The 23133-nt window shown below is 37.8% G+C and carries 24 protein-coding genes and 1 pseudogene; 22 read left to right on the forward strand and 3 right to left on the reverse strand.

Annotated features, from left to right (window positions below):
* Positions 1-16 precede the first annotated feature (16 nt).
* The 4 genes from M5A78_RS11540 to M5A78_RS11555 all read left to right on the forward strand — a co-directional run bounded on the left by M5A78_RS11540 (position 17) and on the right by M5A78_RS11555 (position 3711).
* The gene (locus M5A78_RS11540) at positions 17-904 is read left to right on the forward strand and encodes a dimethyl sulfoxide reductase anchor subunit family protein (RefSeq protein WP_248735420.1); all 888 of its coding nucleotides are present in this window, start codon (positions 17-19) and stop codon (positions 902-904) included.
* Positions 905-1128: 224 nt separating this feature from the next.
* Positions 1129-2034, forward strand: a complete 906-nt coding sequence (locus M5A78_RS11545) for a 4Fe-4S binding protein (protein WP_248735421.1) — start codon at positions 1129-1131, stop codon at positions 2032-2034.
* 62 nt (positions 2035-2096) lie between these two features.
* Entirely contained in the window at positions 2097-2336 is a 240-nt protein-coding gene (locus M5A78_RS11550; RefSeq protein ID WP_248735422.1) for a twin-arginine translocase TatA/TatE family subunit, read from the forward strand.
* A 106-nt stretch (positions 2337-2442) separates the two neighbouring features.
* The gene (locus M5A78_RS11555; protein WP_248735423.1) at positions 2443-3711 is read left to right on the forward strand and encodes a molybdopterin molybdotransferase MoeA; all 1269 of its coding nucleotides are present in this window, start codon (positions 2443-2445) and stop codon (positions 3709-3711) included.
* Between the two features lie 202 nt (positions 3712-3913).
* On the opposite strand, the gene M5A78_RS11560 is transcribed toward M5A78_RS11555, so the two are convergent.
* Both M5A78_RS11560 and M5A78_RS11565 read right to left on the reverse strand, forming a co-directional pair.
* Entirely contained in the window at positions 3914-4207 is a 294-nt protein-coding gene (locus M5A78_RS11560; protein WP_248735424.1) for a transposase, read from the reverse strand.
* A 127-nt stretch (positions 4208-4334) separates the two neighbouring features.
* Positions 4335-4916: an LOG family protein gene (locus M5A78_RS11565; RefSeq protein WP_248735425.1), complete on the reverse strand. Its 582-nt coding sequence runs from the start codon at positions 4914-4916 to the stop codon at positions 4335-4337.
* A gap of 95 nt (positions 4917-5011) precedes the next feature.
* Here M5A78_RS11565 and M5A78_RS11570 point away from each other — a divergent pair, with 95 nt between their 5' ends.
* The 7 genes from M5A78_RS11570 to M5A78_RS11600 all read left to right on the forward strand — a co-directional run bounded on the left by M5A78_RS11570 (position 5012) and on the right by M5A78_RS11600 (position 11304).
* Positions 5012-5335 (forward strand): MazG-like family protein, encoded by a 324-nt coding sequence (locus tag M5A78_RS11570; RefSeq protein ID WP_248735426.1) that lies wholly within the window; start codon positions 5012-5014, stop codon positions 5333-5335.
* A 225-nt stretch (positions 5336-5560) separates the two neighbouring features.
* Positions 5561-6436: an ABC transporter ATP-binding protein gene (locus M5A78_RS11575; RefSeq protein WP_248735427.1), complete on the forward strand. Its 876-nt coding sequence runs from the start codon at positions 5561-5563 to the stop codon at positions 6434-6436.
* The gene (locus M5A78_RS11580; protein WP_248735428.1) at positions 6433-8559 is read left to right on the forward strand and encodes an ABC transporter permease; all 2127 of its coding nucleotides are present in this window, start codon (positions 6433-6435) and stop codon (positions 8557-8559) included. The genes M5A78_RS11575 and M5A78_RS11580 overlap by 4 nt, the downstream gene beginning before the upstream one ends.
* A complete protein-coding gene (locus M5A78_RS11585; RefSeq protein WP_248735429.1) occupies positions 8556-9239 on the forward strand; it encodes a hypothetical protein in 684 nt (227 codons plus the stop codon). Before M5A78_RS11580 ends, M5A78_RS11585 begins: the two co-directional genes overlap by 4 nt.
* A 15-nt stretch (positions 9240-9254) precedes the next feature.
* On the forward strand, positions 9255-9794 hold the full coding sequence (locus tag M5A78_RS11590) for an RNA polymerase sigma factor (protein ID WP_248735430.1): 540 nt from the start codon (positions 9255-9257) through the stop codon (positions 9792-9794).
* A 5-nt stretch (positions 9795-9799) separates the two neighbouring features.
* Complete coding sequence (locus M5A78_RS11595) at positions 9800-10594, forward strand: hypothetical protein (RefSeq protein ID WP_248735431.1); 795 nt, start codon at positions 9800-9802, stop codon at positions 10592-10594.
* Positions 10591-11304 (forward strand): ATP-binding cassette domain-containing protein, encoded by a 714-nt coding sequence (locus M5A78_RS11600; protein ID WP_248735432.1) that lies wholly within the window; start codon positions 10591-10593, stop codon positions 11302-11304. The genes M5A78_RS11595 and M5A78_RS11600 overlap by 4 nt, the downstream gene beginning before the upstream one ends.
* A 325-nt stretch (positions 11305-11629) precedes the next feature.
* Here the strand turns inward: M5A78_RS11600 and M5A78_RS11605 are convergent, their stop codons facing one another.
* Positions 11630-12697: an exonuclease domain-containing protein gene (locus M5A78_RS11605; protein WP_248735433.1), complete on the reverse strand. Its 1068-nt coding sequence runs from the start codon at positions 12695-12697 to the stop codon at positions 11630-11632.
* Positions 12698-12950: 253 nt separating this feature from the next.
* Between M5A78_RS11605 and M5A78_RS24940 the strand changes: the two are divergent.
* The 11 genes and pseudogenes from M5A78_RS24940 to M5A78_RS11655 all read left to right on the forward strand — a co-directional run bounded on the left by M5A78_RS24940 (position 12951) and on the right by M5A78_RS11655 (position 22980).
* Positions 12951-13256 (forward strand): annotated as a pseudogene (locus M5A78_RS24940) (DUF6980 family protein).
* A gap of 400 nt (positions 13257-13656) precedes the next feature.
* Positions 13657-14757 carry an ABC transporter substrate-binding protein gene (locus M5A78_RS11610; protein WP_248735434.1) on the forward strand — a complete coding sequence of 367 codons (1101 nt, stop codon included), beginning with the start codon at positions 13657-13659 and terminating at the stop codon, positions 14755-14757.
* Entirely contained in the window at positions 14747-15580 is an 834-nt protein-coding gene (locus tag M5A78_RS11615; RefSeq protein WP_248735435.1) for an alkaline phosphatase family protein, read from the forward strand. Before M5A78_RS11610 ends, M5A78_RS11615 begins: the two co-directional genes overlap by 11 nt.
* A gap of 105 nt (positions 15581-15685) precedes the next feature.
* Positions 15686-16540, forward strand: a complete 855-nt coding sequence (locus M5A78_RS11620) for an ABC transporter permease (protein WP_248735436.1) — start codon at positions 15686-15688, stop codon at positions 16538-16540.
* Positions 16537-17343 carry an ABC transporter permease gene (locus tag M5A78_RS11625; protein WP_248735437.1) on the forward strand — a complete coding sequence of 269 codons (807 nt, stop codon included), beginning with the start codon at positions 16537-16539 and terminating at the stop codon, positions 17341-17343. The genes M5A78_RS11620 and M5A78_RS11625 overlap by 4 nt, the downstream gene beginning before the upstream one ends.
* Positions 17344-17557: 214 nt before the next feature.
* Positions 17558-18577 (forward strand): ABC transporter ATP-binding protein, encoded by a 1020-nt coding sequence (locus tag M5A78_RS11630; protein WP_248735438.1) that lies wholly within the window; start codon positions 17558-17560, stop codon positions 18575-18577.
* 64 nt (positions 18578-18641) lie between these two features.
* Entirely contained in the window at positions 18642-19424 is a 783-nt protein-coding gene (locus M5A78_RS11635) for a DeoR/GlpR family DNA-binding transcription regulator (RefSeq protein ID WP_248735439.1), read from the forward strand.
* A gap of 132 nt (positions 19425-19556) precedes the next feature.
* The gene (locus tag M5A78_RS11640) at positions 19557-20429 is read left to right on the forward strand and encodes a Cof-type HAD-IIB family hydrolase (protein ID WP_248735440.1); all 873 of its coding nucleotides are present in this window, start codon (positions 19557-19559) and stop codon (positions 20427-20429) included.
* A gap of 509 nt (positions 20430-20938) precedes the next feature.
* Entirely contained in the window at positions 20939-21502 is a 564-nt protein-coding gene (locus M5A78_RS11645) for a class I SAM-dependent methyltransferase (RefSeq protein WP_248735454.1), read from the forward strand.
* A 6-nt stretch (positions 21503-21508) separates the two neighbouring features.
* Positions 21509-22285, forward strand: coding sequence for a DedA family protein (locus tag M5A78_RS11650; RefSeq protein WP_319942282.1), 777 nt, complete (start codon positions 21509-21511; stop codon positions 22283-22285).
* The gene (locus M5A78_RS11655; protein ID WP_248735441.1) at positions 22282-22980 is read left to right on the forward strand and encodes a response regulator transcription factor; all 699 of its coding nucleotides are present in this window, start codon (positions 22282-22284) and stop codon (positions 22978-22980) included. The genes M5A78_RS11650 and M5A78_RS11655 overlap by 4 nt, the downstream gene beginning before the upstream one ends.
* Positions 22981-23133 lie beyond the last annotated feature (153 nt).

Here is a 23133-nt window from a genome sequence, read left to right on the forward strand (position 1 = left end):
AAGGTGGAATTTTTTTATGGAATGGCCCTTGGTAATATTTACAATCGCTTTACAGTTAGCATGTGGTTTGGCATTGGCTGTCACATTAATTGACAAAAAAAGTCGATCCGTTACCCCAAAGATGGTCCGTATTCTAGGGATAGCAATATTTCCTTTGACTGCCGTTGGAATTTTATCATCGCTTCTGCATTTAGGAAATCCATTGCACGCAGCGAACTCCTTGCGACATTTGGGAGTTTCTTGGTTAAGTCGTGAAATACTCTTTTCTGGAATCTTTGCGTTTGCTGCACTTATATATAGCTATTTTTGGTTCAAAGAACGACAATCGAACCGGGTTCTTCTTGGTTCCATTACGACAATTCTTGGTCTCATATCGATTGTCACAAGTTCAATGATCTATCTTCTTCCTTCACAGGCTGCATGGAATTCCGGTTGGGTTCCAATGTCGTTTTTGGGGACAGCCCTTCTCTTAGGGGCTTTTGGAGCACTTGTTTTGGGAAATTTAGATTTCAGTCATAAATCCTCAAGAATATTAGTCTGTCTTTCGGTTTTAGGTGGATTAGCTCTTATCGTTTCTGCGGTATGGATGCTTTCCGGTCTTGGACAGGTTGTTGAGGATGAGGTAGCAACTCAAAGGCTGCAGAGGGCCTTACATCTTATTACCAATCAATATGCTATTTGGTTTGGCCTATATGTTTTACTAGCCTGTGTATTACCTTTTACAGTGATGTTCAAGTATTGGAATGGAAGTCAGGTCTCCGGCTCGAACGAAGCTCCAGTTGCTACCGCAAAAGGAACCATTTCAAGCATCTATACAATGCTCTTTATTGCTGTTTTGATAGGTACGGTTATTGGACGAGCATTGATGTATGTTGTGGGAGTTGGAACATTACCACCATTCTAATACTAACGTTTACAATTAAAGTTTCATTTTACAAAGAAGGGGTGTTGCTTTGGAAAGAATTCATTTCTTTTGCAACAACCCCTTCCTCTATTAGTTAAGTATGGAGTGCCTTTCTTACCTGTATTAAGGCTTTCTTTTCGTAATAATGTGAAATGACATAAATAAATCAATTTGTATTTTTATAGAATCTCTAAAATATATCACTTTTGAACGGGGTGGAATTTGTGGGGCTATTGGATAAATGGGTAGAGAGTCTTGATTATCAATATGAAGTTTTAGCATCATGTACTCGATATAAGAGTCCTCGTTCCACTTGTCAAAGATGTCTCGAGGTTTGCGAACATAATGCTATTACATTTGAAAATAATCATCCTTTAATAGAAAGAGATAAGTGCATCGAGTGTGGAAATTGCATCGCAGCTTGCCCTGTTCAAGCAGTTGCAGGTATATTCCCAAAAAGAACTGTTATTCAAAATAAGCTCTTAATTTCAACTGATTCTTTACCTACTGTTAAGGAAATGTTGATACTTTTCAAAAAAGGTGTCAGAGAAATTATCTATGAGGATTCCTCGTTAACTGGCACTTTGAAGGAGAGAGTAGAAGAAGTAAACTTGATTCTAAATCAACTAGGTGAAGAGACTTTCTTTGTTTTAAATAATGCATTTGAAAAAACAGAAGAAGTGTATTCCCGCCGAGAGATTTTTTCCTTATGGAAAAGGGAAAGCCAATCTTTTATGAAACAAGTAACTCCTGCAAACTGGCGATTTAATCATAAACAATTAGATGTAACAAAATTTTATCCTAGTTATCAATTTACAAATATATCATTAAATCCAGACAAATGTACATTATGCAAAGCTTGTGAACTTCTTTGTGAGAAAAAATGTTTTAGTAAATTAGAGACTACCTTTTCGATTGCTGCCCAATCTTGTTCTTCCTGCCGGTTATGTGAGGACATTTGTCCGGAAAATGCAATTAGGGTGGAAGAACATATATCAGCAGTTAAAGAAATCCATTATCCGATTTATAAAAAACAATGCAGTATTTGTCGTGAACAGTTTGAAACATTACGGGAACACGAGGAACAATGTGTCTCTTGTACAAAACGAAAAGGATTTCTTTCTTTCTAAGAAACAGGGAATTAGGAAATGTACCCTTTAATCAATTATGAATATAAGGAGGAGTTGTTATTATGTTATCCAATATTGGGATTCCGGGATTAATCTTGATTTTAGTCCTGGCTCTTATCGTTTTTGGTCCTAAAAAACTTCCAGAATTAGGACGTGCTGTAGGACAAACATTAAGGGAATTTAAGAAATCCACTAATGGTTTAATCGAAGATGATGAAGAAAAAGAGGCAGTTTCTACATCTTCACAAGATAATAAAACTGCAATCAAGGAAACGACTGCAGCTACTCTAGATAAAAAATAAATTATCAATATTGACTAGTAATTAATAAGACCTAATGCCTCTTTTTAGGTCTTTTCATTTGAATCCACTAAGTATAGCTAGAAGTGACGTTATGAGGTGAACATACATGCTGGAGAAAAGAACACCGTTACAAATTAATCAAGCAATAAAAAAAATAATGGAGCATACCATTGAAGGGAAAACGGAGGTAGTTTCTATTACAGAATGTGATCAAAGGTATTTGGGAGAAGATATCCTTGCCACTAATGACGTGCCATTATTCACACGCGCAGCATTTGATGGCTATGCCCTTCGATTAATTGATACTGCAGACGCTTCGTCCAATCAGCCAATCGAATTAAAAGTAGTAGAAGAACTAGGGGCTGGGATGGTGGCTACGAAGGAAATAGGACCTTTTGAAACGACAAGAATCATGACTGGTACAATGGTTCCGAAAGGTTGTGATGCCATTATTATGCTTGAAGCTGTGAAAGTAGTAGAAAAAAACGGTGAAAAATATATCGTCATCAAGCGCAAAGTAAAAGAGGGAGATCATATTTCCTATCGGGGAGAAGAAGCAAAGAATGGAGATATGATTCTAAAAAAAGGAACAAAGATCAATCCGGGTGTAATGGCAGTACTAGCTACTTTCGGATATTCAAAAGTTCGGGTTGCAGTGAAACCAAAGATAGGAATATTTGTAACGGGTTCTGAACTCCTTGATGTGGATGAACCTATACAAAATGGAAAGATCAGAAATAGTAACTCCTTTATGATTGCCTCTCAAGTCAGGAGAGCTGGTGGAGAACCCATTTATTTAGGGAAACTACCTGATGTCTTGGATACATGTACGAATGCAGTTGATGCAGCAATAAAAGATGTAGATATGTTAATCACAACAGGAGGCGTTTCTGTCGGGGATTATGATTTAATGCCAGAGGTGTATAAAGCACTAAATGGAGAGGTATTTTTTAATAAAGTAGCGATGCGTCCAGGCAGTGTCACAACTGTTGCGATTCTAAATGGAAAATTTCTTTTCGGACTTTCTGGAAATCCTTCTGCGAGTTATGTAGGGTTTGAGTTATTTACTAGACCAGTGATAAAGAAAATGCTTTTTTGTGAAAATACTCATCTTAGAGCAAGTGTGGCACAATTGAATGTTGATTTTCCAAAAGCAAATCCTTTAACAAGGTTTGTACGCAGTAAGTTGTATTTTGAAAATGGCAAATTACTTGTTGACCCTGCTGGTCTCGATAAATCCAATGTGGTAATGAGTCTAGCTCATACCGATTCATTAGCAGTATTACCTGGCGGGAAACGATGTTTTCAAAAAGGGGACCAGGTACAAGTATTATTGCTTGATGATGAAGGCAGTTCTGATACTATGTCAAGATAGTAGACACAGAATTTCTACCGCGCTTTCGCTTGGTGGCCTTCCTCAAAAAGTTTAAAATATAACCCTTTTAAACTTTTTGAGAAAGGTGAAAATCAAGCTGCGGGCTTTATCCATTTGAAATAGCCACTTTTGGAAACTCCCAGAACGCTGCACATCCTCTCCTCTCGGAATTGGGAGCGATTTTCATGAATGAATTCATACTTTACCGAGGGCTTTTCGCGAAGTAGTTCATCGCCTTTTTTAGTATTTCGTTTTCCTCCTTGAGGTCAAGCATTTCCTTTTGTAAAGCTCTAAGTTCCGCCTCTGGAGAAGGGAATGTTTGAATTGCTTTTATCTCTGGTTGCTGACCATATTTCTTGATCCAACCATGCAAAGTATTTGTATTGACGCCAGTTTCCCTCGCCACTTGTGCAATAGGTTTATGATTCTCTGCGATATACTTTACAGTTTCATTTTTAAATGTTTCATCATAACGTTTTCCATTTCCTCTAGCCAATTAGACACACCTCATTATAGTTTATATTTTTATTATAACAATCTGTGTCTACTTTTTAGTCTAGCATCAAACATTTAAATAGACAAAAAACAGACTAAGGGTAATACCTAGGTCTGTTTTTTGTCTATCAGATTTGTTTTTCAGTAATGTAAGTTTTTACGGTAGGTGGTTCATATGTATTAAATTTATCAAGTATCCCTTTTGGGTCATTATCGACTAATGCAAGAGTACGGTATTTTTCATGTAAAAACTGTTCCTCAGTCATATGATTAAATAATGCGATAAGAGGATCATAATAATGATTAATATTTAAGAGACCACATGGTTTATGATGAAGCCCTAATTGAGCCCACGTAAAAATTTCAAAGAATTCTTCTAATGTGCCTGGCCCACCAGGCAAAGCTATAAATCCATCTGCCAGATCTGCCATTTTCGCTTTTCTCTCATGCATAGAATCTACGATGATCAGCTCTGACAAATTTTTATGGGCTATCTCTCTATTATCTAGAAAACTTGGCATAACACCAATTACGTGTCCTCCTTCATCTAGAACTGAATCTGCAACAGCACCCATGATTCCAACACTCGCTCCACCATAAACAAGTGCAATATCGCGTTTAGCTAGTTCTTTACCAAGGTTTTTTGCACCTTCTATATAGACATCAGATGCTCCATTGCTCGACCCGCAAAATACAGCTAACTTTTTCACTATAAATCGCCTCCTAAAGAAATCAACGTATAAGATTATACAAAACTTTCGATACTTTGTTAAACTTAAGGTATTGAATTGGAGGTTGAATGGAAATGGATGTAACTGAATTTCAACAATGGGTAAAGGATTATTATGAAAGTAGAGGCTGGTCGGAGTTAGACATTTTTATTCGCATTGGCTTTTTAGCAGAAGAAACAGGCGAGGTTGCACGAGCGATAAGAGCCCTTGAAATAGGTAGAGATAGGCCTGATGAAGTAAGGGGATCTTACGAGGAAAATAAACAGGAGTTAACTGAAGAGTTAGGAGATGTATTAGGTAATTTAATTGTGATTGCAAACAAGTACAATATTCCTCTGGAAGAAGTTTTTCAGTCACATAAAAAGAAACTGTCAGAACGTTATTCCGATCGAGGTTAGGGAGAGCCATTATATAAAATACAAGTGACTCGATTCGCGGTGTTATAGAAGTGAATTATGTTATGCATTTTCCGAATTAGAGGCTACCATTAACTTTTGAAATTTAATGGATGCCTCTTTTTTCATGTCTTTTGTGACTAAGTTTATAAAAAAATATTTTTTCTGAAACAATTTGAGTCTTCCATACGTGAAAGGAGCAGAGTGGTTTTTTAGGAGGAGAAATAGATGTTGACGTTAAAAATAGAAGGATTACAGAAAAACTACCGTAAATTTCAAGCGTTAAAAAATATCAATCTACATATGGAAACGGGATTATTCGGACTTCTTGGCCCAAATGGAGCGGGAAAATCCACGTTAATGAAAATTCTTAGTACAATCCTTCCTTTTCAAGATGGGAAGGTGACCATTTATGATTTTGATTTAGTAAAAGAAGGAGATAAGGTACGACAACTGCTCGGTTATTTGCCACAACATTTTAACGTACCAACCCAGTTTACAGGAAGAGAATTTCTTCATTATGTTGCTTCCATGAAGGGGATAACGAATCAGCAGGGAAGACACCTACAAGTAGAGAAAGTACTGGAAGAAGTAAATTTATTACCACAAGCAAATAAAAAGATAAAAGGGTACTCCGGAGGGATGAAGCGACGGCTTGGTATCGCTCAGGCTCTTCTTGGAAATCCGAAATTAATTATCCTTGATGAACCGACTGCGGGACTTGATCCTTCAGAAAGAATTCGCTTTCGAAATTTGATAGAAAAATTGAGTAAAGACCACTCTATTATTTTATCAACACATATCATTAGTGATATCGAATCCAGTTGTGAAAATGTTGCGGTCATATATCAAGGTGAAGTTCTTTTCCAAGGATCCACCGAAGAATTAGCTGAGAAGGCAGTAAAAGTAGTTTGGGAGTTATCGGTGCCTTTTTCTGAATATGATCAAGTCGAAAAAGAATATGTCATTATTTCCAATCGTAAAGAAAAGGATCGGGTTGTTTTTCGAATCATTTCAAAAGAAAAACCACAAGGTGAAGTAAGCCCCGTACAACCAACAATAGAGGACGGTTATATGGCAGTTATTAACGGGGTGATGCCATGAATGTAATGAAATCCATTTTTCGAAACGAAGGGCTGCTTTTACTACGAAATAAATTTTTGACCATTCCACTACTGGTAAATATATTGTGTTGGGGATATGTCATTATCTTCTATGAAATTCAGCCAATCCATTATGAAGAACGTGCTGCCGCATTTTATCAAAGTTTTATTTGGATACTGCTGCTTGATCTTCTCATTGTCGGCCTGATTGCCATTTATATGGCGAGTAAGGATCGGGAAAGTGATTTTGAACAATTAGTAGTAACGTACGATGTAAAGAACATGGAATGGATTATAGGAAAATGGCTGATCACCCAATTGTATGGTCTTTGTATCACGGTCATTACAATCGTCGTGCAGGCATTATGGCTTGCAAGTGCGTCAATGACGATAGGAGATTGGTTTAAAAATATTGTTTACGTATTTATTCAAATGGAAGGAGCTTTTCTTCTTCTCATTTCCATTGGCTTTTTATTTGCGACATTGATTAAATCAATGTTTGCGTATCTTGTCATTCCAGCTATTTTAGTATTAAGTTTAATGTTTCCTTTTGACTATGTTGGAAAAGCCTATATGTGGGATAATCCGAAATTTCACTTGTTAACTCCATTTGATTATATGTTTATTGGATCGCCGTATGATGGAGTATGGGGGATTCACCATGTGTTAAAAAGTTCAATTTTGCACCAAAGTGCTATTGTGTTGTTGGGAATCACAGTGATTGTTGTAACTCTATTATTGTTCCGGCGCTATCGTATGAGCAAAAAAGAAAAAAAGATGATACCTATTATTCTTACAGTCTTCATCATTCCTGCAATTGTGTTAAGTGGAATGCGTTTCATGCAATATGAACAAGCGCTTAAACAGTACGTTACAACGGGGCAACTATATGTAGAGCCGTTTCAAGGAGACGATGATGAATCATATAACATATGGATGAATTCTTATTACGAATATAATAAAGATGATCAGCCATATGAGTTTTCAATGGAAAAAACAAATTTAAGTGTGGAACTTCAAGCAGATGATCAAATTAATGTTCAAAGTACCTTAACAATACAAAATAACGGTAATGAGGCAGTGAATGATGTATATCTTACTTTATACCATGGGTTAAAGATAAAGGAATGTACGAGTGCAAAATCAGTTACTTGTTCACAAGATAAAGATTTTATAACACTTCACTTCGATCAAATGATTCAGCCGGGTGAAGAATTTGACTTAAACGTTCACTATCAAGGAAAAATTTTGCAATACCGTGATGATGGTTATATTGAACAAGCCTTTATAAAAAATCAGCGAATTTATCTTCCGAAAGAAGCGGGTTGGTATCCTTTGATCGGGAAGAGGCCTCTTGTGATTGCTCGGGAGCATAATAACCTTTATGCCCAATTTGAATTAAGAAATGCCCGGCTTGTTGAGGATTTTCCTACGGAATTCACGGTTAATATTACGCGAGAAAATCAAAAAGTTCCTCTTGCTTTAACGATTCCGGAGATTAGTAAAGATACGTTTCAAGGAACTTCTCAATACGGTCTATCTTTGTTGGGAGGGAATTTCAAGGAAGAGAAGGTTGGTCACATTCGAGTTGTTGCACATCCTGAAGTTATAAAAGGTGCGGCAGAAGTAATTGAAAGATACCAAAAAGCATGGAGTTTTATGGAAGATTGGCTCGGAGTTCCGATGAGTCCTTCTGTTATTTATATATTGAGTGATAACTATTATTATCTTACACAATATAGTGCAAATCACGATTTTTTTGTACTGAAAAGCGAGTATAAGGATGATTTTGAAATTGCGTATGAACTAAAGAATGAATTAACCCAGGAAGGTATTTTCGATAATAATCAAGACTTTCATATCTTATCTGATGCAATGGTTTGGATGGTTGCGAATCATTTGCAAGAACAAGTTAGTTTTGCGGAATGGTATAAATCGAACTGGGGGGTTGAAGGCGAAGATCTTACTGTTGTAAATTTGCTACAAAGCTATGAGGAAAAAGGTTCTGAACAATTTAAAGATGTTATAAAGTATCTTTTTCATTACTGGACAGAACTTGATAACAAGCATGACTTTGACATGAAAGCAGCATTAAAGCAATACGAAGGAGAATCAAGAAGATGAGAGGATTCTTGGTTAGACTTCGACTATTTATAAAGCTATGGTTTTCATCGATATATTCGTTAATGACTATATTGCTAGTTCCAATTATCGGGATTATCATATACAGCTCTGGGACGTATGAGATAGATGATTTATCAAGCCTTATTTATGAAAAAACGGCAACAATATGGTTTGTTTTTATCATTCAATGGTGTTTTTCGATTGATTTAGATTCGAAATTTTTCAATCAGCTTATTACGTATCCGGTCGTTAAGTGGAAATTTCTATTGGAGAAGGCATTGTTTTCTGCGATTATTTTTTTCGGATTAACGAGTATCATCACAATTCCTTTAGTATTTATATATGGCAAATTTCTATGGCAAGGCTTCGTTTTTACAATTCCAGTGTATTTGGCTTTAGGAGGATTTGTCATTCTTGGAACGATGATAGGAAACCATTCGCTAGGTGGATTAATAGCCGGGATTCTTTTTTGGATGATGATCCTATTTGGCGGGGCGTTGTTGCGTGAATTAAATGCGATTTTACTTATATATGGAAGTGTTCAACGTTTTGTGAGCGGAGAAAGTGGATTATTATTAGTGGAGAACCACTGGATTATTTATAACCGATTGTTTTATATCGGACTAGGAGTATTATGTACTGTAGGAGCAATTATTAAAATCAATCGGAGGTCAGCTTGAAACGGAGGGATAGGGATGCAAGATGAAGAATATATGCGGCAATTGTCACTTGGGATAGACACAGCTTTCGATACACTTGTTTTCCGATATCATAAGCCTCTGTTTGGATATATATACCGATTATTGCACGATGAAAAATTGGCGGAAGACATTGTTCAAGAAACATTTTTGAAAATCTATCAGCAAGGACTTAAGGGGTTCGTTCCCGATCAATTTAGACCATGGATGTATAAAATCGCGACCAATACTTGTAAAGATTATTGGAGAAAACCTATGTCGCGTCTTGAATATGCAACGGATAAAGAGATTGAAGGAACAGGACAAGTTCACCATATTATTGATTATCAACTTGAACGACAATGGATGGTAGAGTCGTTGAATCAGTTATCAATTGATTACCGTACAGTATTATATTTACGATTTTATCAGGATTTGAAATACTCGGAGATCGCATTGGCATTAGATATTTCTATTAATACTGTAAAAACTCGAATTGCGCGTGGCTTAAAACTGCTCGAAAACATTTTAATTGCAGATGAGAGAGAGAGGGGTTGAGGGAAATGGATGAAAATCAAGAACTAGAGAAATTGGAAAAAGAGTGGAAAAACCATTTTGCTCGATTTACTGCCCCTGAGCCGACGAGAGAAATGACGCTCGACTTAATTCAAAAAATAAAAAAAATCGAGGAGAACCAAAGTCCAGTTGATTTACGTTTAGAACTTGAAACGACGCAAAATTCTCTTTCAACTAGAGATAAGATAGTAAATATATTTTTATCGCAATGGAATTTTTATGGTACGACAAGCTGGCTATTAACCGGTCTTGTCATGATTGCGATAACCTTTACGATTAGTGAAAATACGGCAGATCCATTGTTTGGATTTACGAACTGGATCAGGTGGATCACCCTTCTTGTCATTGCAGTCATTGGATATTCCTTCCGTCCTAAAAACGAAGGGAATGAGATCATTGAAACATTAAGCTATTATCCAATTATCCAGCAAATGTTTACCCGATTTATGATTGTTATCGGATTCCAGTTAGTCTTGGCGCTACCATTATGTTTTTTTATCGTAGGAAGAGAAAGTACGATATTGTATTTAGTTAGTTCCTTTATTCCTGTTTTCTTTTTTGGAGTAGTCGGATTTGTTGCGACATTCTGGTTAGGACAAAAAATAGGGTTGTCACTCACACTATTTATTTGGTTCAGCCAAGTTTTATTAAAGAAAAAGCTTTTGTTTCAAGTGCCTGGCGATGATTATTTTCTTGTAATGAATACGATAATTTTTGGTCTCTCTATTTTATTGTTAAGCACCATTTTATTAAAGAGTCGCTTTTCGGAGAATTTAAAATGAGAATAAAATTAGACGCTGTGGAATATTCGTTGAAGGATACCAAACTTTTAAACCAAATCACGTGTTCGTTTACAAAAGGAATTACCTATGTAGTTGGAAAAAATGGAGCAGGGAAAAGCACACTGTTGAAGCTCCTTGCGACAGCAATTCAACCACAGCAAGGGGAAGTAAACTATACTACATTAGTTCGTGATGAAAATATTGGGACTTATCGAAGGAAGTTAACGATTGAAGAGATTCGGAAAATAATTGGTTTCCTACCACAACATTTTACAGGTCATTCAGATATGACGGTAGAAAAATATGTAATGTATCTTGCTTATCATAAGGGCATTCCCGTGAATCTTGTTAAAAAAACAGTTGCTCAGTGGCTGCAAGAAGGCCATCTAACCCAAGTTAAAAGGAGGAAGCTTCGTAACCTCTCGGGAGGACAACTACAAAAAGTCGGCTTGATTCAAGCTCTCATCAATCATCCACGTATATGTATTTTGGATGAGCCGTTTGAAGGTTTGGACATAGGGGAGCGAATCTATTTTCAACGCATTCTGCAGCGACTTTCGTATCACAGTATCATCATTATAAGCACTCATTTGCTCGATAGGATCCAGCAATCGAGCGAAGATAAATTACTTTACTTAAGCGAAGGGAAAATAGCTTATTTTGGAGGAATAGAAGCACTCGATGATGTAACTCAAGGGTTGCAGGAATAAGTAAGAATGGGTGGGAAAAAGACAACCCCCATCCGATTCATGTTTTTTCAATTGGAAAAACGAATCTACACTTCAATACCGCTATAAACTGCTGATTGAAGATTACAATCAAGTCTAAAATAATTTGGGTCTCCGTTATTATCCTTTAACTCGATGGGCGGCAAAATGTAACTCTAGCTTCATTCTATGAAGTAGAGCATGTAAATATTTAATGTCAATAGCTAAAACCACTTCCTATAAAAATAAGGGGAGTGGTTTTTGTACTGTTAGATGGTATTAACTTTTTCATAAATTCTTGTATTCACCTTTTGGTTTTCTTTAGATATCACTTATTTAACCTATTAAACTCAGATTCATTTATTAATTTAATATCCTTTCCTTTTTCAATTAGTTCATAAGCTTTTTTCTCTTTGGTGCTTATCCCTTTATCTCCAACTAAAGTTTTATCTTGAATACCGACCACAAGGAAATCTGTTTTGCTGCTTACTCCACTCTTAATAAATCCGCCGGCATTTACGACCCTTTGCATAGCTTCCTTACGGTCTAGACTGGTTAATTCGCCTGTAAATACAACATTTTTTCCGAAAAAAGGATGACTTGTACTTATGGTTTCTACCGTCACTGAAATCTCAGATATGGCAATCTTTGCTGCTTTATATTTATTTCTTTTAGTAAAATGAGTTTGTGGTTTCAAATCAGAAAATTTTCTAACAGGAATTCCGATTTCGAACATACTGAGATATGTTTGAAGTGTTTTCCTTTTCTTAACCTTCATGCAAGCAATCACTAATTCAGCACAAGCCCTGGCATCTGCAATGGCATTGTGGTGATCAGTAAGTTGAATATTAAAATAAGCAGCACGTTCAGCTAAAGAATTTCCAATTCCCTGACCCCGGCAGGCTCTGGTGCTTAAAGGGATACTATCTATGTATTCAAACTCTGGAAGTTCTATAGTGTATTCCGTTAAGCAAGAATACAGAACACTCATGTCAAATTGGGCATTGTGGGCAATAATTGTAGTACCGTTAAAATAAGATTTTATTTCTTCCCATACTTCATTGAACTTTTTTTCGTTCCGGACATCGTTTGCAGTTAAACCATGAATCTTTATTGTTGCCTCATCAAAATCCATTGTAGGCGGCTGGATTAAATAATATTTTTCATCGATCATTTCATGGTCCTTCACAAAGACCATTCCCAAGGAACATGCACTGCTCATTTTGCTATTAGCAATCTCAAAGTCAATTACTATAAAGTCAGGATTATTTTTGCTTACACCGATATTTGGTGCCATGGTATCGAAGCAGTTGCTGCATAAGTCGAGCCCATTGAGGGTTCCTTTTTTTACATTAATTTTCATGCAAGATTGACAAATTATTAATGGCTGTACCATTTTTATTCCCCCTAAAAATATAAAAAGACACCAAAACTATTTTTATGTTCTAGGTGTCTTTTGGTTGTTAGCTTTATTTTTATTTGTTTGGCAGGATTGCTGGCCCAAACGAGAAATCATTTTTTTATATCTTTTAAAATAAGTTGATATAATTATATTACCAATAAATGTTTGTGAAAAACAGTGTGTTCCTTTAAACAAATTTTCATGTAATGTTCAGTAGAAAGAAATAGCTATCAAAAGGAGAAAACAAATGGAAAATCATTGTTGTCAAACTATGACACGTCAGGTCAATTATAAATGTGAGAAACATTCTAATCCATTTGAATGTCCAGATAACCTAATATACTACAACGACAAGTTTGATGAGTATGGGTTAATTATTCACGATGGTGGTTCTTCTAGTTTTCAAATAGAATATTGCCCATGGTGTGGTAGGAAATTGCCCGATTCAAAAAGAGATTTATGAGTTGATACTCTTGAACAATTAGGCTTTGATGACCCATTTGAACAAGACATTCCTAGAAAATTCAAGACAGATGAATGGTATAAGAAATAAGATAGGCTAATTAAGGTAACGGGGTCTTTAGCTCGTCCTTTTCCCAATATTTTGGGACCTTTTTAAACTTGCAATTAAGTTGTATTAATATATACCAACACCCCATCTCATAACTACGCGTAAATTTGAAAAATAGATTGCAAATTTCGCTGGTCGTTCTCGTGCCGAAGCAATAAACATTAATCTCAATAGGGATGTTAATAATTGGAGAGTAGCGCAAAGCGTTCCTCTCCTTTTTACTTTGCTACATTTTTCAGGATAAGTGAATTGGATAAATAAAGAGAGGATTTACAACAACTTAATATCGGATTAATGAGGGGTTAATATTGTTTTATTATGATTAAACCGTAACAAACAGTAAACAACGTTAAAAAATCCACATTAATTGGAGGCACTTTTTATGAAGAATTGTTACAAGTCTATTCAAGCTGTGATGTTAGGAATAAGTGTATTAGGATTAGCTGCTTGTGGAACGACAAAAGAGCCAGCAGCTTCAGTTATTAAGGATCCCAACTCATTATCCTTGAAAGAAATTGAAACAAAAGCCAAAAAAGAGGGCGAAGTGAATAGTGCCGGTATGCCTGATTCATGGGCCAACTGGGTAGAAACGTGGGATGAAGTGGCGAAAAAATATACATTGAAACACACGGATACAGATTTATCCAGCGCCGAAGAGATTGCTAAAATGGAATCTGAAAAAGAGAACGCAACCGCTGATATAGGTGATGTAGGGATTTCCTTTGGACCTATTGCTGAACAGAAAAAATTAACAATCCCTTATAAAACGTCCTATTGGAACGATGTACCTGAGTGGGCAAAAGATGACAACGGGGATTGGGTTGTCGGCTATCAAGGAACGATTGCCTTCTTAACGAATAAAGAATTAGTGAAAAACCCGCCAAAATCTTGGGATGATTTATTAAAAGGAAATTATAAAGTAACCGTTGGAGATGTTCAGCGTGGTACACAGAACCAAATGGGCGTTCTTGCTGCTGCAATGGCTTACGGCGGTGATGAAAAACATCTTCAACCAGGAATTGACTTTTTTGCTAAGCTTGCCAAGCAAGGACGTCTTGGCTTAACGGATGCCAAGCCGGCTAACATCGAAAAAGGGGAAGTGGAAGTGGCCATTGTTTGGGATTTCAATGCCCTTGGTTATGCTGAACAAATCAATCGTAACCAGTTCGATGTCACCATTCCTAAGGAAGGTTCAGTCGTAAGCGGCTATGCCACTATTATTAACAAATATGCGAAGCATCCGTATGCAGCGTTGGCCACTAGAGAATATATCTTAAGCGACGAAGGACAAATTAACTTGGCTAAAGGGTTTGCCCGCCCTATTCGCGATAATGTAAATCTTCCGAAAGAAGTAGCGGATAAAATGATTCCAAAAGAAGAGTACAAGAATGCAAAACCAATTCAAGATTACAAAGCATGGGAAGAAACGGCTAAAACGTTGCCGCAGCTTTGGCAAGAAGAGGTGTTAGTCCATGTCAAATAAGGTAATCGTAATCGTTGTTGATGGGATGAGATACGATAAAGCCTGTGAAACTCTCGGATTTATTCAACATCTTTTAGAAACCAATCAGGCAGCACTTTACAAGGTTAAATCGGAGCTGCCAAGTCTTTCCCGTCCATTATATGAAGTATTGCTTACTGGTACACCTGCATCTGTCAACGGCATTACATCCAATCAAGCTGTTCAACTATCTACCGAGAAAAGTCTCTTTCATCTGACGAAGGAGAACGGTTTAAGGAATGGAGCGGTAGCCTATTACTGGGTAAGTGAACTTTATAATCGCGCCCCATTCCATTTTGTTGAAGACCGCGAGCAAGAGGATGAGTCTAAGCCGATTCAATATGGAAAATTTTATTGGGATGATGATTATCCGGATAGTCATGTGTTAATGGATGCAGAAGCATTGCGCAGAAAATATGACCCGCACTTTTTATATATTCATCCACTTGGTGTCGATGTAAAAGGAGAGGCTTTCGGTTCGGAATCGAAAGAATATCGTGAACAAATCTTGAAAATGGGCAGCTTGCTGGCACAGCTTTTGCCGATTTGGATGAAGGAAGGGTATCACATTTTAATTACGTCTGATCATGGTATGAGTGAGTATGGCAATCACGGCGGCATCACAGATGGTGAGCGTGATGTACCACTCTTTATCATCAGTCCAAAAGTGGAGCCTGGTGTTCACAGTGAGGTCGTTCCGCAATTGGCTTTTGCCCCGCTTGTTTGTGAACTGTTAGAGATTGAGCCGTCCGATAAAATGGTGAACTATTCACTGCCAGGTCTTAATAGGAAAATGACCGTTTAAAGAAAGTACCCTATTTAGAAAAATGAAGGTTACCGGGAATTGGTTAATGTACGTACGATGAAACCAATTCCCCCATTGTTAGCGAATATAGAGGAGCGAGAAGTCTTGAGAAAAATTAAAAAACAAAAATTATACTTATTAGCTCTTTTACTACCATTTATTTTGTTTATTATTGGGTTTGAAATCGGACCATTAGTGGCCATGCTGAAGGATAGTTTTTATGCAGATGATGGAATTCAAGTGACGATTCAACAATACCTAACCATATTTAAAAGTAAATTTTATTTGCAAGCTATTCAAAATAGCCTTGTCATTTCGTTGTTCTCTGCTGTTACTTCTGTGATTATTGCGGTTATTGCCGCCTATTCGTTTACAAAGTTCTCACAAAAAATACAAAATCGCTTATTGATGATTGCCAATATGACTTCGAACTTCGAAGGAATTCCGCTTTCCTTTTCCTATATTATTTTACTTGGAAACAATGGATTGTTTACGCTGCTTTTTTCTAAGCTTGGTTTGGATATATTTGCAGGCTTTAATTTATATTCTTGGACAGGTCTCATTCTGGTTTATATTTATTTCCAAATTCCCCTTGCTATTATGCTTATTTACCCATCCTATCAGGGAATTAAAAAGCAATGGAAAGAAGCTTCCTCTTTATTAAATGGAACGGCCTTATCCTTTTGGATCCACATCGGGATCCCGGTTCTTTTGCCTAGCATTGCCGGTACATTCAGTATTTTGTTTGCGAACGCGATGGGAGCTTATGCGACAGCCTATGCACTTGTCGGAAGCAACTATAATTTATTATCCTTGCAAATTGCCTCTTTAGTATCGAGTGATGTTTCCTTAAGGCCACAGTTGGGCAGTGCGATGGGTGTTCTTCTAGCAGCGACCATGATCGGGGCGATGTGGTTCAATGAACGAATGATGCGTCGCATTAGGAGGGATTTACGATGAAGTCTTCATTAGCGTTTCATAAAGTGATCGTGGGATTGCTTGTTATCTATTTAATAATCCCACTGGTAGGAACGTTTTTATTCTCGATGGCTGGGAAATGGGATCATACGATTCTACCAGAGAGTTATACGGTGAAATGGTATATCGAATTATTTCAAGATGAACGGTTTTATCGTGCGCTGCAGCATACGCTGTTTTTAATTGTGGTGACGGTTGGTCTTAGTGTGGTAATTATGCTCCCAACGATTTTTATCATCACTGTCTATTTCGGTAAATGGGAAAAATGGCTTCAAGCAGCCTCTATGCTTCCATATGGCATACCGCCCATTGTTGGAGCTGTAGGATTAATCAAAGTATACTCAGATGGACCGATTCAAATTGCCGGAACACCATGGATTTTAGTTGGTGCTTATTTCATCACGATTCTGCCATTTATGTACCAAGGTATTCGCAACAGCCTTCGTACGGTGAATGCGATCCAGCTTGTCGATGCGGCCGAATTACTTGGGGCCACAAAATTCCAGGCGTTTCGTACAGTGGTGTTTCCCAATATTATCTCTGGTATTTTAGTATCTACCTTATTATCCGTCGCGCTTTTATTTAGTGAGTTTGCGTTTGCCAATTTGCTTGTCGGGGGCCGATTTGAAACGATTCAAATTTATCTTGCCGATAAACTCAACAAGAGTGGTCACTTAACAAGTGCCATAGTGATTACGTATTACTCTATCATTTTACTTTTAACGGGGACTGTATTAAAACTTACGTTTAGAAAAGAGAATGCTCCTTCCCTTTTAAAAGGATAAATTTTGACTTCGAGAATTGTCCAGCTCCAGCGCCTAGCCCCTCGAGGTCATAAGCCAATCCGTCATGAAGGTTAAAAAGCAACCTTCCCGCCGGCTCGTCTTATGCTTGTCGGGGCTGACCAAGGCGCTTGCGCTTTTCTAATAAGAAACGATCTCTTTCATTTTTAAAGAAATCATACCGTCAAAAAAATACAGCTTTAGAAGGTGAAAATTCATGAGCTATGTAACGATTGATCAAGTAACGAAGGGTTATAATCATCAAGTCGTGTTAGAAAATATTTCATTGACATTAAAAAAGGGAGAATTTGCGACTCTTCTAGGACAAAGCGGGTGCGGAAAAAGCACCTTATTACGATCCATTGCCGGACTTGAAGATGTGAATGAAGGAAGTATCTTCATTGATGGAAAAGATATTACTCATTTATCACCGCGTAACCGTGAAGTCGGTATGGTGTTTCAATCGTATGCATTGTTCCCGAATATGACCGTTTTTGAAAATATCGCTTACGGCCTTAAAATGAAGAAGGCAAAGGATATTAAATCAAGAGTAACAAGGATGATTGAACTGGTAGATTTGATTGGAAAAGAACAGTCCTATCCTCATCAATTATCTGGTGGTCAACAACAAAGGGTGGCTCTCTCCCGTGCACTTGTCATGGAACCAAAGGTCCTGCTTTTGGATGAGCCGTTAAGTGCATTGGATGCGAAAATTAGAAAAAACTTACAAAAAGAATTAAAGAGAATCCAGAAAGAATTAGATATTACCACAATTTTTGTGACCCATGATCAGGAAGAAGCTATGACAATGTCGGATCGGATTTTTGTCATGAATAAAGGAAAAATTGTTCAATCCGGTTCACCAACAGAAATTTATACCTCGCCCGTCAATACATTTGTGGCGAAATTTATCGGAAATTACAATGTTTTGAGTATCGACGTTTTCCGTAAACTTGTTCAAAGCACAGAGATAGACGGGAATGAGGTTGCCATTCGTCCTGAAGTTCTACAACTAGTTGCCGCTGGTGAAAATCATTTAGATTTACAAGCGAACTGGGATATTAAAGGGACAATTAAAGATGTTTCCATGACAGGAAATGTTTTAAGATATGAAGTAGAAACAGAAGAGTCCGCTTTCCTGGTAGATGATCTTCATCACCAAGGGAAAATGCTTGAACAAGGAGCACAGGTTCACATTCTTGTACCAAAGAAAGAATGCATTATGTTAGCTAATTAGAATGGACTTGTGCTAGTCACCGTTAGGCGGAAGCAGTGAGCTTTTCTTAATTGGAGGAAGAATTATGTCTGTTTTGCCAGAAGAAAGAAAGAATGAAATTTTAAAAGAACTGAACAAAATGGGAAAAGTAAAAGTCATTGAATTAGTTGAACAATTCAATGTTTCAGAGGAAACTGTTCGACGCGATTTGATGATATTAGAAGAGAAAGGACTTTTAAAGAGGGTTTACGGTGGAGCGATTAAAAAGGTCTTTGAATTTAAGGAACCTCCATTCACACAGCGTACAACGGTGAATCAAGAAGCGAAAGTAAGGGTGGGGAAAAAAGCAGTAGAACTCATTTCTAACGGTGATGTGATTGTCATTGATGTAGGGACAACCATGCTTGAATTTGCGCAATGTATTAAAAATAAAAAAGACATTACCATTTTAACCAATTCACTTCCTGTGTCATCTGTGTTAACCGAATTGCTCAATCAAAATAAGTTTACAGGACAAATTCTATTACTAGGTGGACAAATTGATCCAAAGCAGCAATCTATAAGCGGCGGTCTCACTGAACAAATGTTAAATCAATTTAATATTGATAAAGCATTCATTTCAGCTGGTGGTGTTTCTTTTCAAAGTGGAGTTAGTAATTATCATTTACACGAAGCATTAGTTTCTCGTAAGATGGTTGAGGTAGCAAAGCAAGTTATTTTGCTAACGGATTACTCTAAATTTGGTGTCGATACATTTTGTAAAGTTTGTCCTCTAGAAAAAGTCGATGTAATTGTCTGCGAGCAACCTTTTCCAGAGGAATGGAGAAATTATTCAAAATTAGAGGAAATCAATTGGATTCAAGCATAGTCAATTGATAAAAGGACATATCGAGACGGAAGATGGAATTCTCTCTCTTGTTTGATTAGATTATTATTGATAGTAGGTAAAAAAGCTAGAAAGAAAATTTAATAGATAGAATGAGAAAAGGAGCTAAATAGCATGAGCTTCATTGCAATAGATTTAGATGGAACATTATTAAACGACCAGAATGAAATTAGTGAAGAAAATGTAAAGGCGATTCAATATGCCCAAGATCGGGGTTTTGAAGTTGTTATATCCACAGGGCGGGCTTATTTTGATGTTCAAAAAATTTGTGAAAAAGCTGGGATTTCCCTATTTGTAATTGGGACTAATGGCTCAACCATTCATTCAAAAAGCGGAAAGTGCCTTTCTTCTATTACGATAACTAAAGATCGTGTCGAAGCTATTCTCCAATGGTTAGATGAACGGGATTATTATTACGAAGTGTTTACGAATAAAGCCATTTATACGCTTAAAAAGAGGAGAGAATATATTTATCAAGAGATTCAGAGCCTGAAAGAAGCGGATTTGGATACAGAATGGAAAGAAATGGTAGAAGTAGCAGAAAGACAATTTGAACAGTTTGGTTATGTTCTCGTTGAAAACTATCATGATATTTTGAAACAGGAGGAGGGATTTTTTAATATTCTAGCCTGTTCTTTTGATCAAAAGAAATTAGCGGAAGGATGGAACCAATTCAACATGTTTGATGATTTAATGGTTGTTTCATCTGCTGATAATAATATTGAAATTACTAGTAATAGAGCTTCAAAAGGAAATGCACTAGAAAAATTGGCTTTGATGATGAATGGCTCCTTAGAGCAGTCGATGGCAATCGGGGACAGCAACAATGATTTATCCATGTTCCAGAAAGTTGGATACAGCGTAGCGATGGGAAATGCGAAAGATGTCATAAAAGCTGTTTGTACCACGACAACCCTTAAAAATGATGAGAATGGGGTAGCTTATGCGATTTATCGATATATGGAGAACTTCGTGGTTCAAAAATAAGTGTCATTGCCGAAGGAGAGAGCGCTAAAACGGCATGGATATAGATCAGAATGGCAGGACTTTTGGAAATTGTCTAGGTGATCGGTCTAAAGTATTCACTCGGGTTCATCAAAATAATACCAATCCAATATAGAAACGCAATGATAACACGTCAAATTAGGCGTGTTTTTTTACGTTTGGCACATCTAGGGGCAGGTATCTTCTACAGTTTGAAAGATACCGTAGGTGTTTCTATTTAAGAAATTTCGACTTTGGGAATTGTCCAGCTCCAGCGCCCAGCAGCTAGTGTACTTCGCGCTTCTCCCTACGATAAGTCAACATCGAATCGCTAACGCTCTTCGTGTTTCCTTTATCTCAGTCGAAGCGCTCCAGTCCATACGCTGCTAAACGGGCGCTTCCGCTTTTCTTCGTTCCGCTCAACTTCAGAATTTCTTCAGAAATTTCTTTGTTCGTTCCGAAGAAATATTTCTTAAGATAAGGATACTAAAAACGAGGGAGGGAGACTTATGATGGAAAATATCCAAGAGAAGCTACAATTTTTGCACAAATTTTTGCGAGCACCGAAACAAATCGGCAGCATTACGCCAAGCTCGATGTTTTTGGCTAAAAAAATGCTCGAACAGGTGAACTGGAATCGGGTCGATCATATCGCCGAGCTTGGAGCGGGTACGGGCGCCATAACAAAATATATCGATGCGGTAAACCTGAAAGACGCGAATGTGATTTTGTTTGAGAAGGACGATTCGTTGCGCGATCAATTAATGAGGCGGTTCCCCGCTTATTCCTGTTACGCGGATGCGTGCAAGCTCCGGGAAGCGCTGCAGAATGAACGGATTGAGTATCTGGACTGCATTTTGAGCGGACTACCGTTTTTCAACTTCCCGCAGCAGCTGCGCGATCAATTAATGGATCAAATCGTAACCTCGCTGAAGCCAGGCGGATTGTTTATCGCCTTCCAATATTCGCAGCAAATGAAGAAACAGCTGAGCACTCTGTTTGATATTGAGCACGTTCATTATGTCCCTTGGAATATACCGCCGGCATTCGTATACGTTTGCCGCAAAGGGCTTTGAAGCCACATGAAAAAAAGCTTATTGCGTATTCACCATTGGCCTGGCTCCTTGCCATTCCTCAAACAGCATGTTTTGGTGGACGTTGCGGGAGGAATTTTTTTGTCGGAAACGCTCTGTTTTATCGAGCGGAAAATTTCAGGTTTTGCAGAAAGGAGGGTGTTACCCATGAATTACGATACGTTGCTATCGTTGATCCATCATTTCGGTTATGCTGCGCTGTATTTCGCGTTGTGGCTCGGCATCGTCGGCATGCCGATTCCGGATGAGGTTGTTGTGATGACAGGAGGCGCTGTAACGGCGAACGGGCTTCTTCACTCGTTCCCCGCCTTTGTCCTGACATATTTGGGTGTTATTTCAGGTTTGTCGCTAGGTTATGTACTAGGCCTTATTTTTGGAACATCGGTGTTTGACCGGCTGCACCGAAGGAAAAAAATGAACAAATGGATCAATTTATCAAAGACATTGGTGGATAAATATGGTAGCTTTGCATTATGTATAAGTTATTTCTTCCCGATAATACGTCATGTCATGCCCTACGTAATTGGCATTAACAAAGTAACATTCAAGCGTTACGCACTGTTCTCCTTTACAACGGGATTTGTCTGGACGTCCATTTTCTTCACCGTTGGCTATTTGGTCGGTGATCATGCGCAGGAAGTCGGCGATCTCGTCTATCGTTCAGGATTAAAGCTGCTATGGATACTGTTCGTCAGTGCTGCCATATTCCTCATCATCCGGTATACTTCGAATCAAAAAAAATTGCAAGGGAGAGATAAAGCTTGACCTACAAAGTGCTTGTAGTTGATGACGATCCGGAAATTCGCGATGTGGTTCATATTTTTTTGCGAAATGAAGGGTTTCATGTATTCGAGGCCGAGGACGGCTTGCAGGCCTTGCATACATTGAACAGCGAAGCGGTCGATCTGATCATATTGGATGTGATGATGCCCAATCTAGATGGGATTAAAGCGTGTTTCAAGATCCGCGAAACGTCGAACATTCCGATTATTATGCTTTCCGCCAAAGGCGAGGATATCGACAAAATAACTGGGCTCACGACGGGAGCCGACGATTATCTCGCCAAGCCGTTTAATCCATTGGAGTTGATCGCTCGGGTGAAGGCTCAGCTTCGCAGACAGAAGCTGGACGGAGGAAGCAATGGCAAGTCAGTGTCCGACAGTGGGATTATCGAAATTAACGATTTGATCATTGATAAAAGTCGCCATATTGTGATGGTACGTAGTAAAGAAGTATCGCTCACGCCGCTCGAATTTTCTATTCTGGAGCTGATGGCCAGCCACCGTGGACATGTGTTTAATGTTGATAAAATATACCAGAGCGTGTGGAAAGAGGACAAATTTTTATCCGACAACACCATAATGGTTCATATCCGTAATATTCGCGAAAAAATCGAGGAGAACCCGCGAGAGCCTAGGTATATCAAAACCGTGTGGGGAGTGGGATATAAAGTTGAATAGAAAGCCAAATAGAAAATTCCTTTCCACTTTAAGCGGGAAAAAGAATATTCGAATCCGAATTTTCTGGGCAGCATTAATAAGCTTCATCTGTATGGTGGCTTTATCATGGCTTCTCATTTATTTGTCGTTCGATATTGGGTATTTTGGAGATTT

This window comes from Neobacillus rhizosphaerae (assembly GCF_937468385.1).
Lineage (GTDB): Bacteria > Bacillota > Bacilli > Bacillales > Cytobacillaceae > Neobacillus > Neobacillus rhizosphaerae.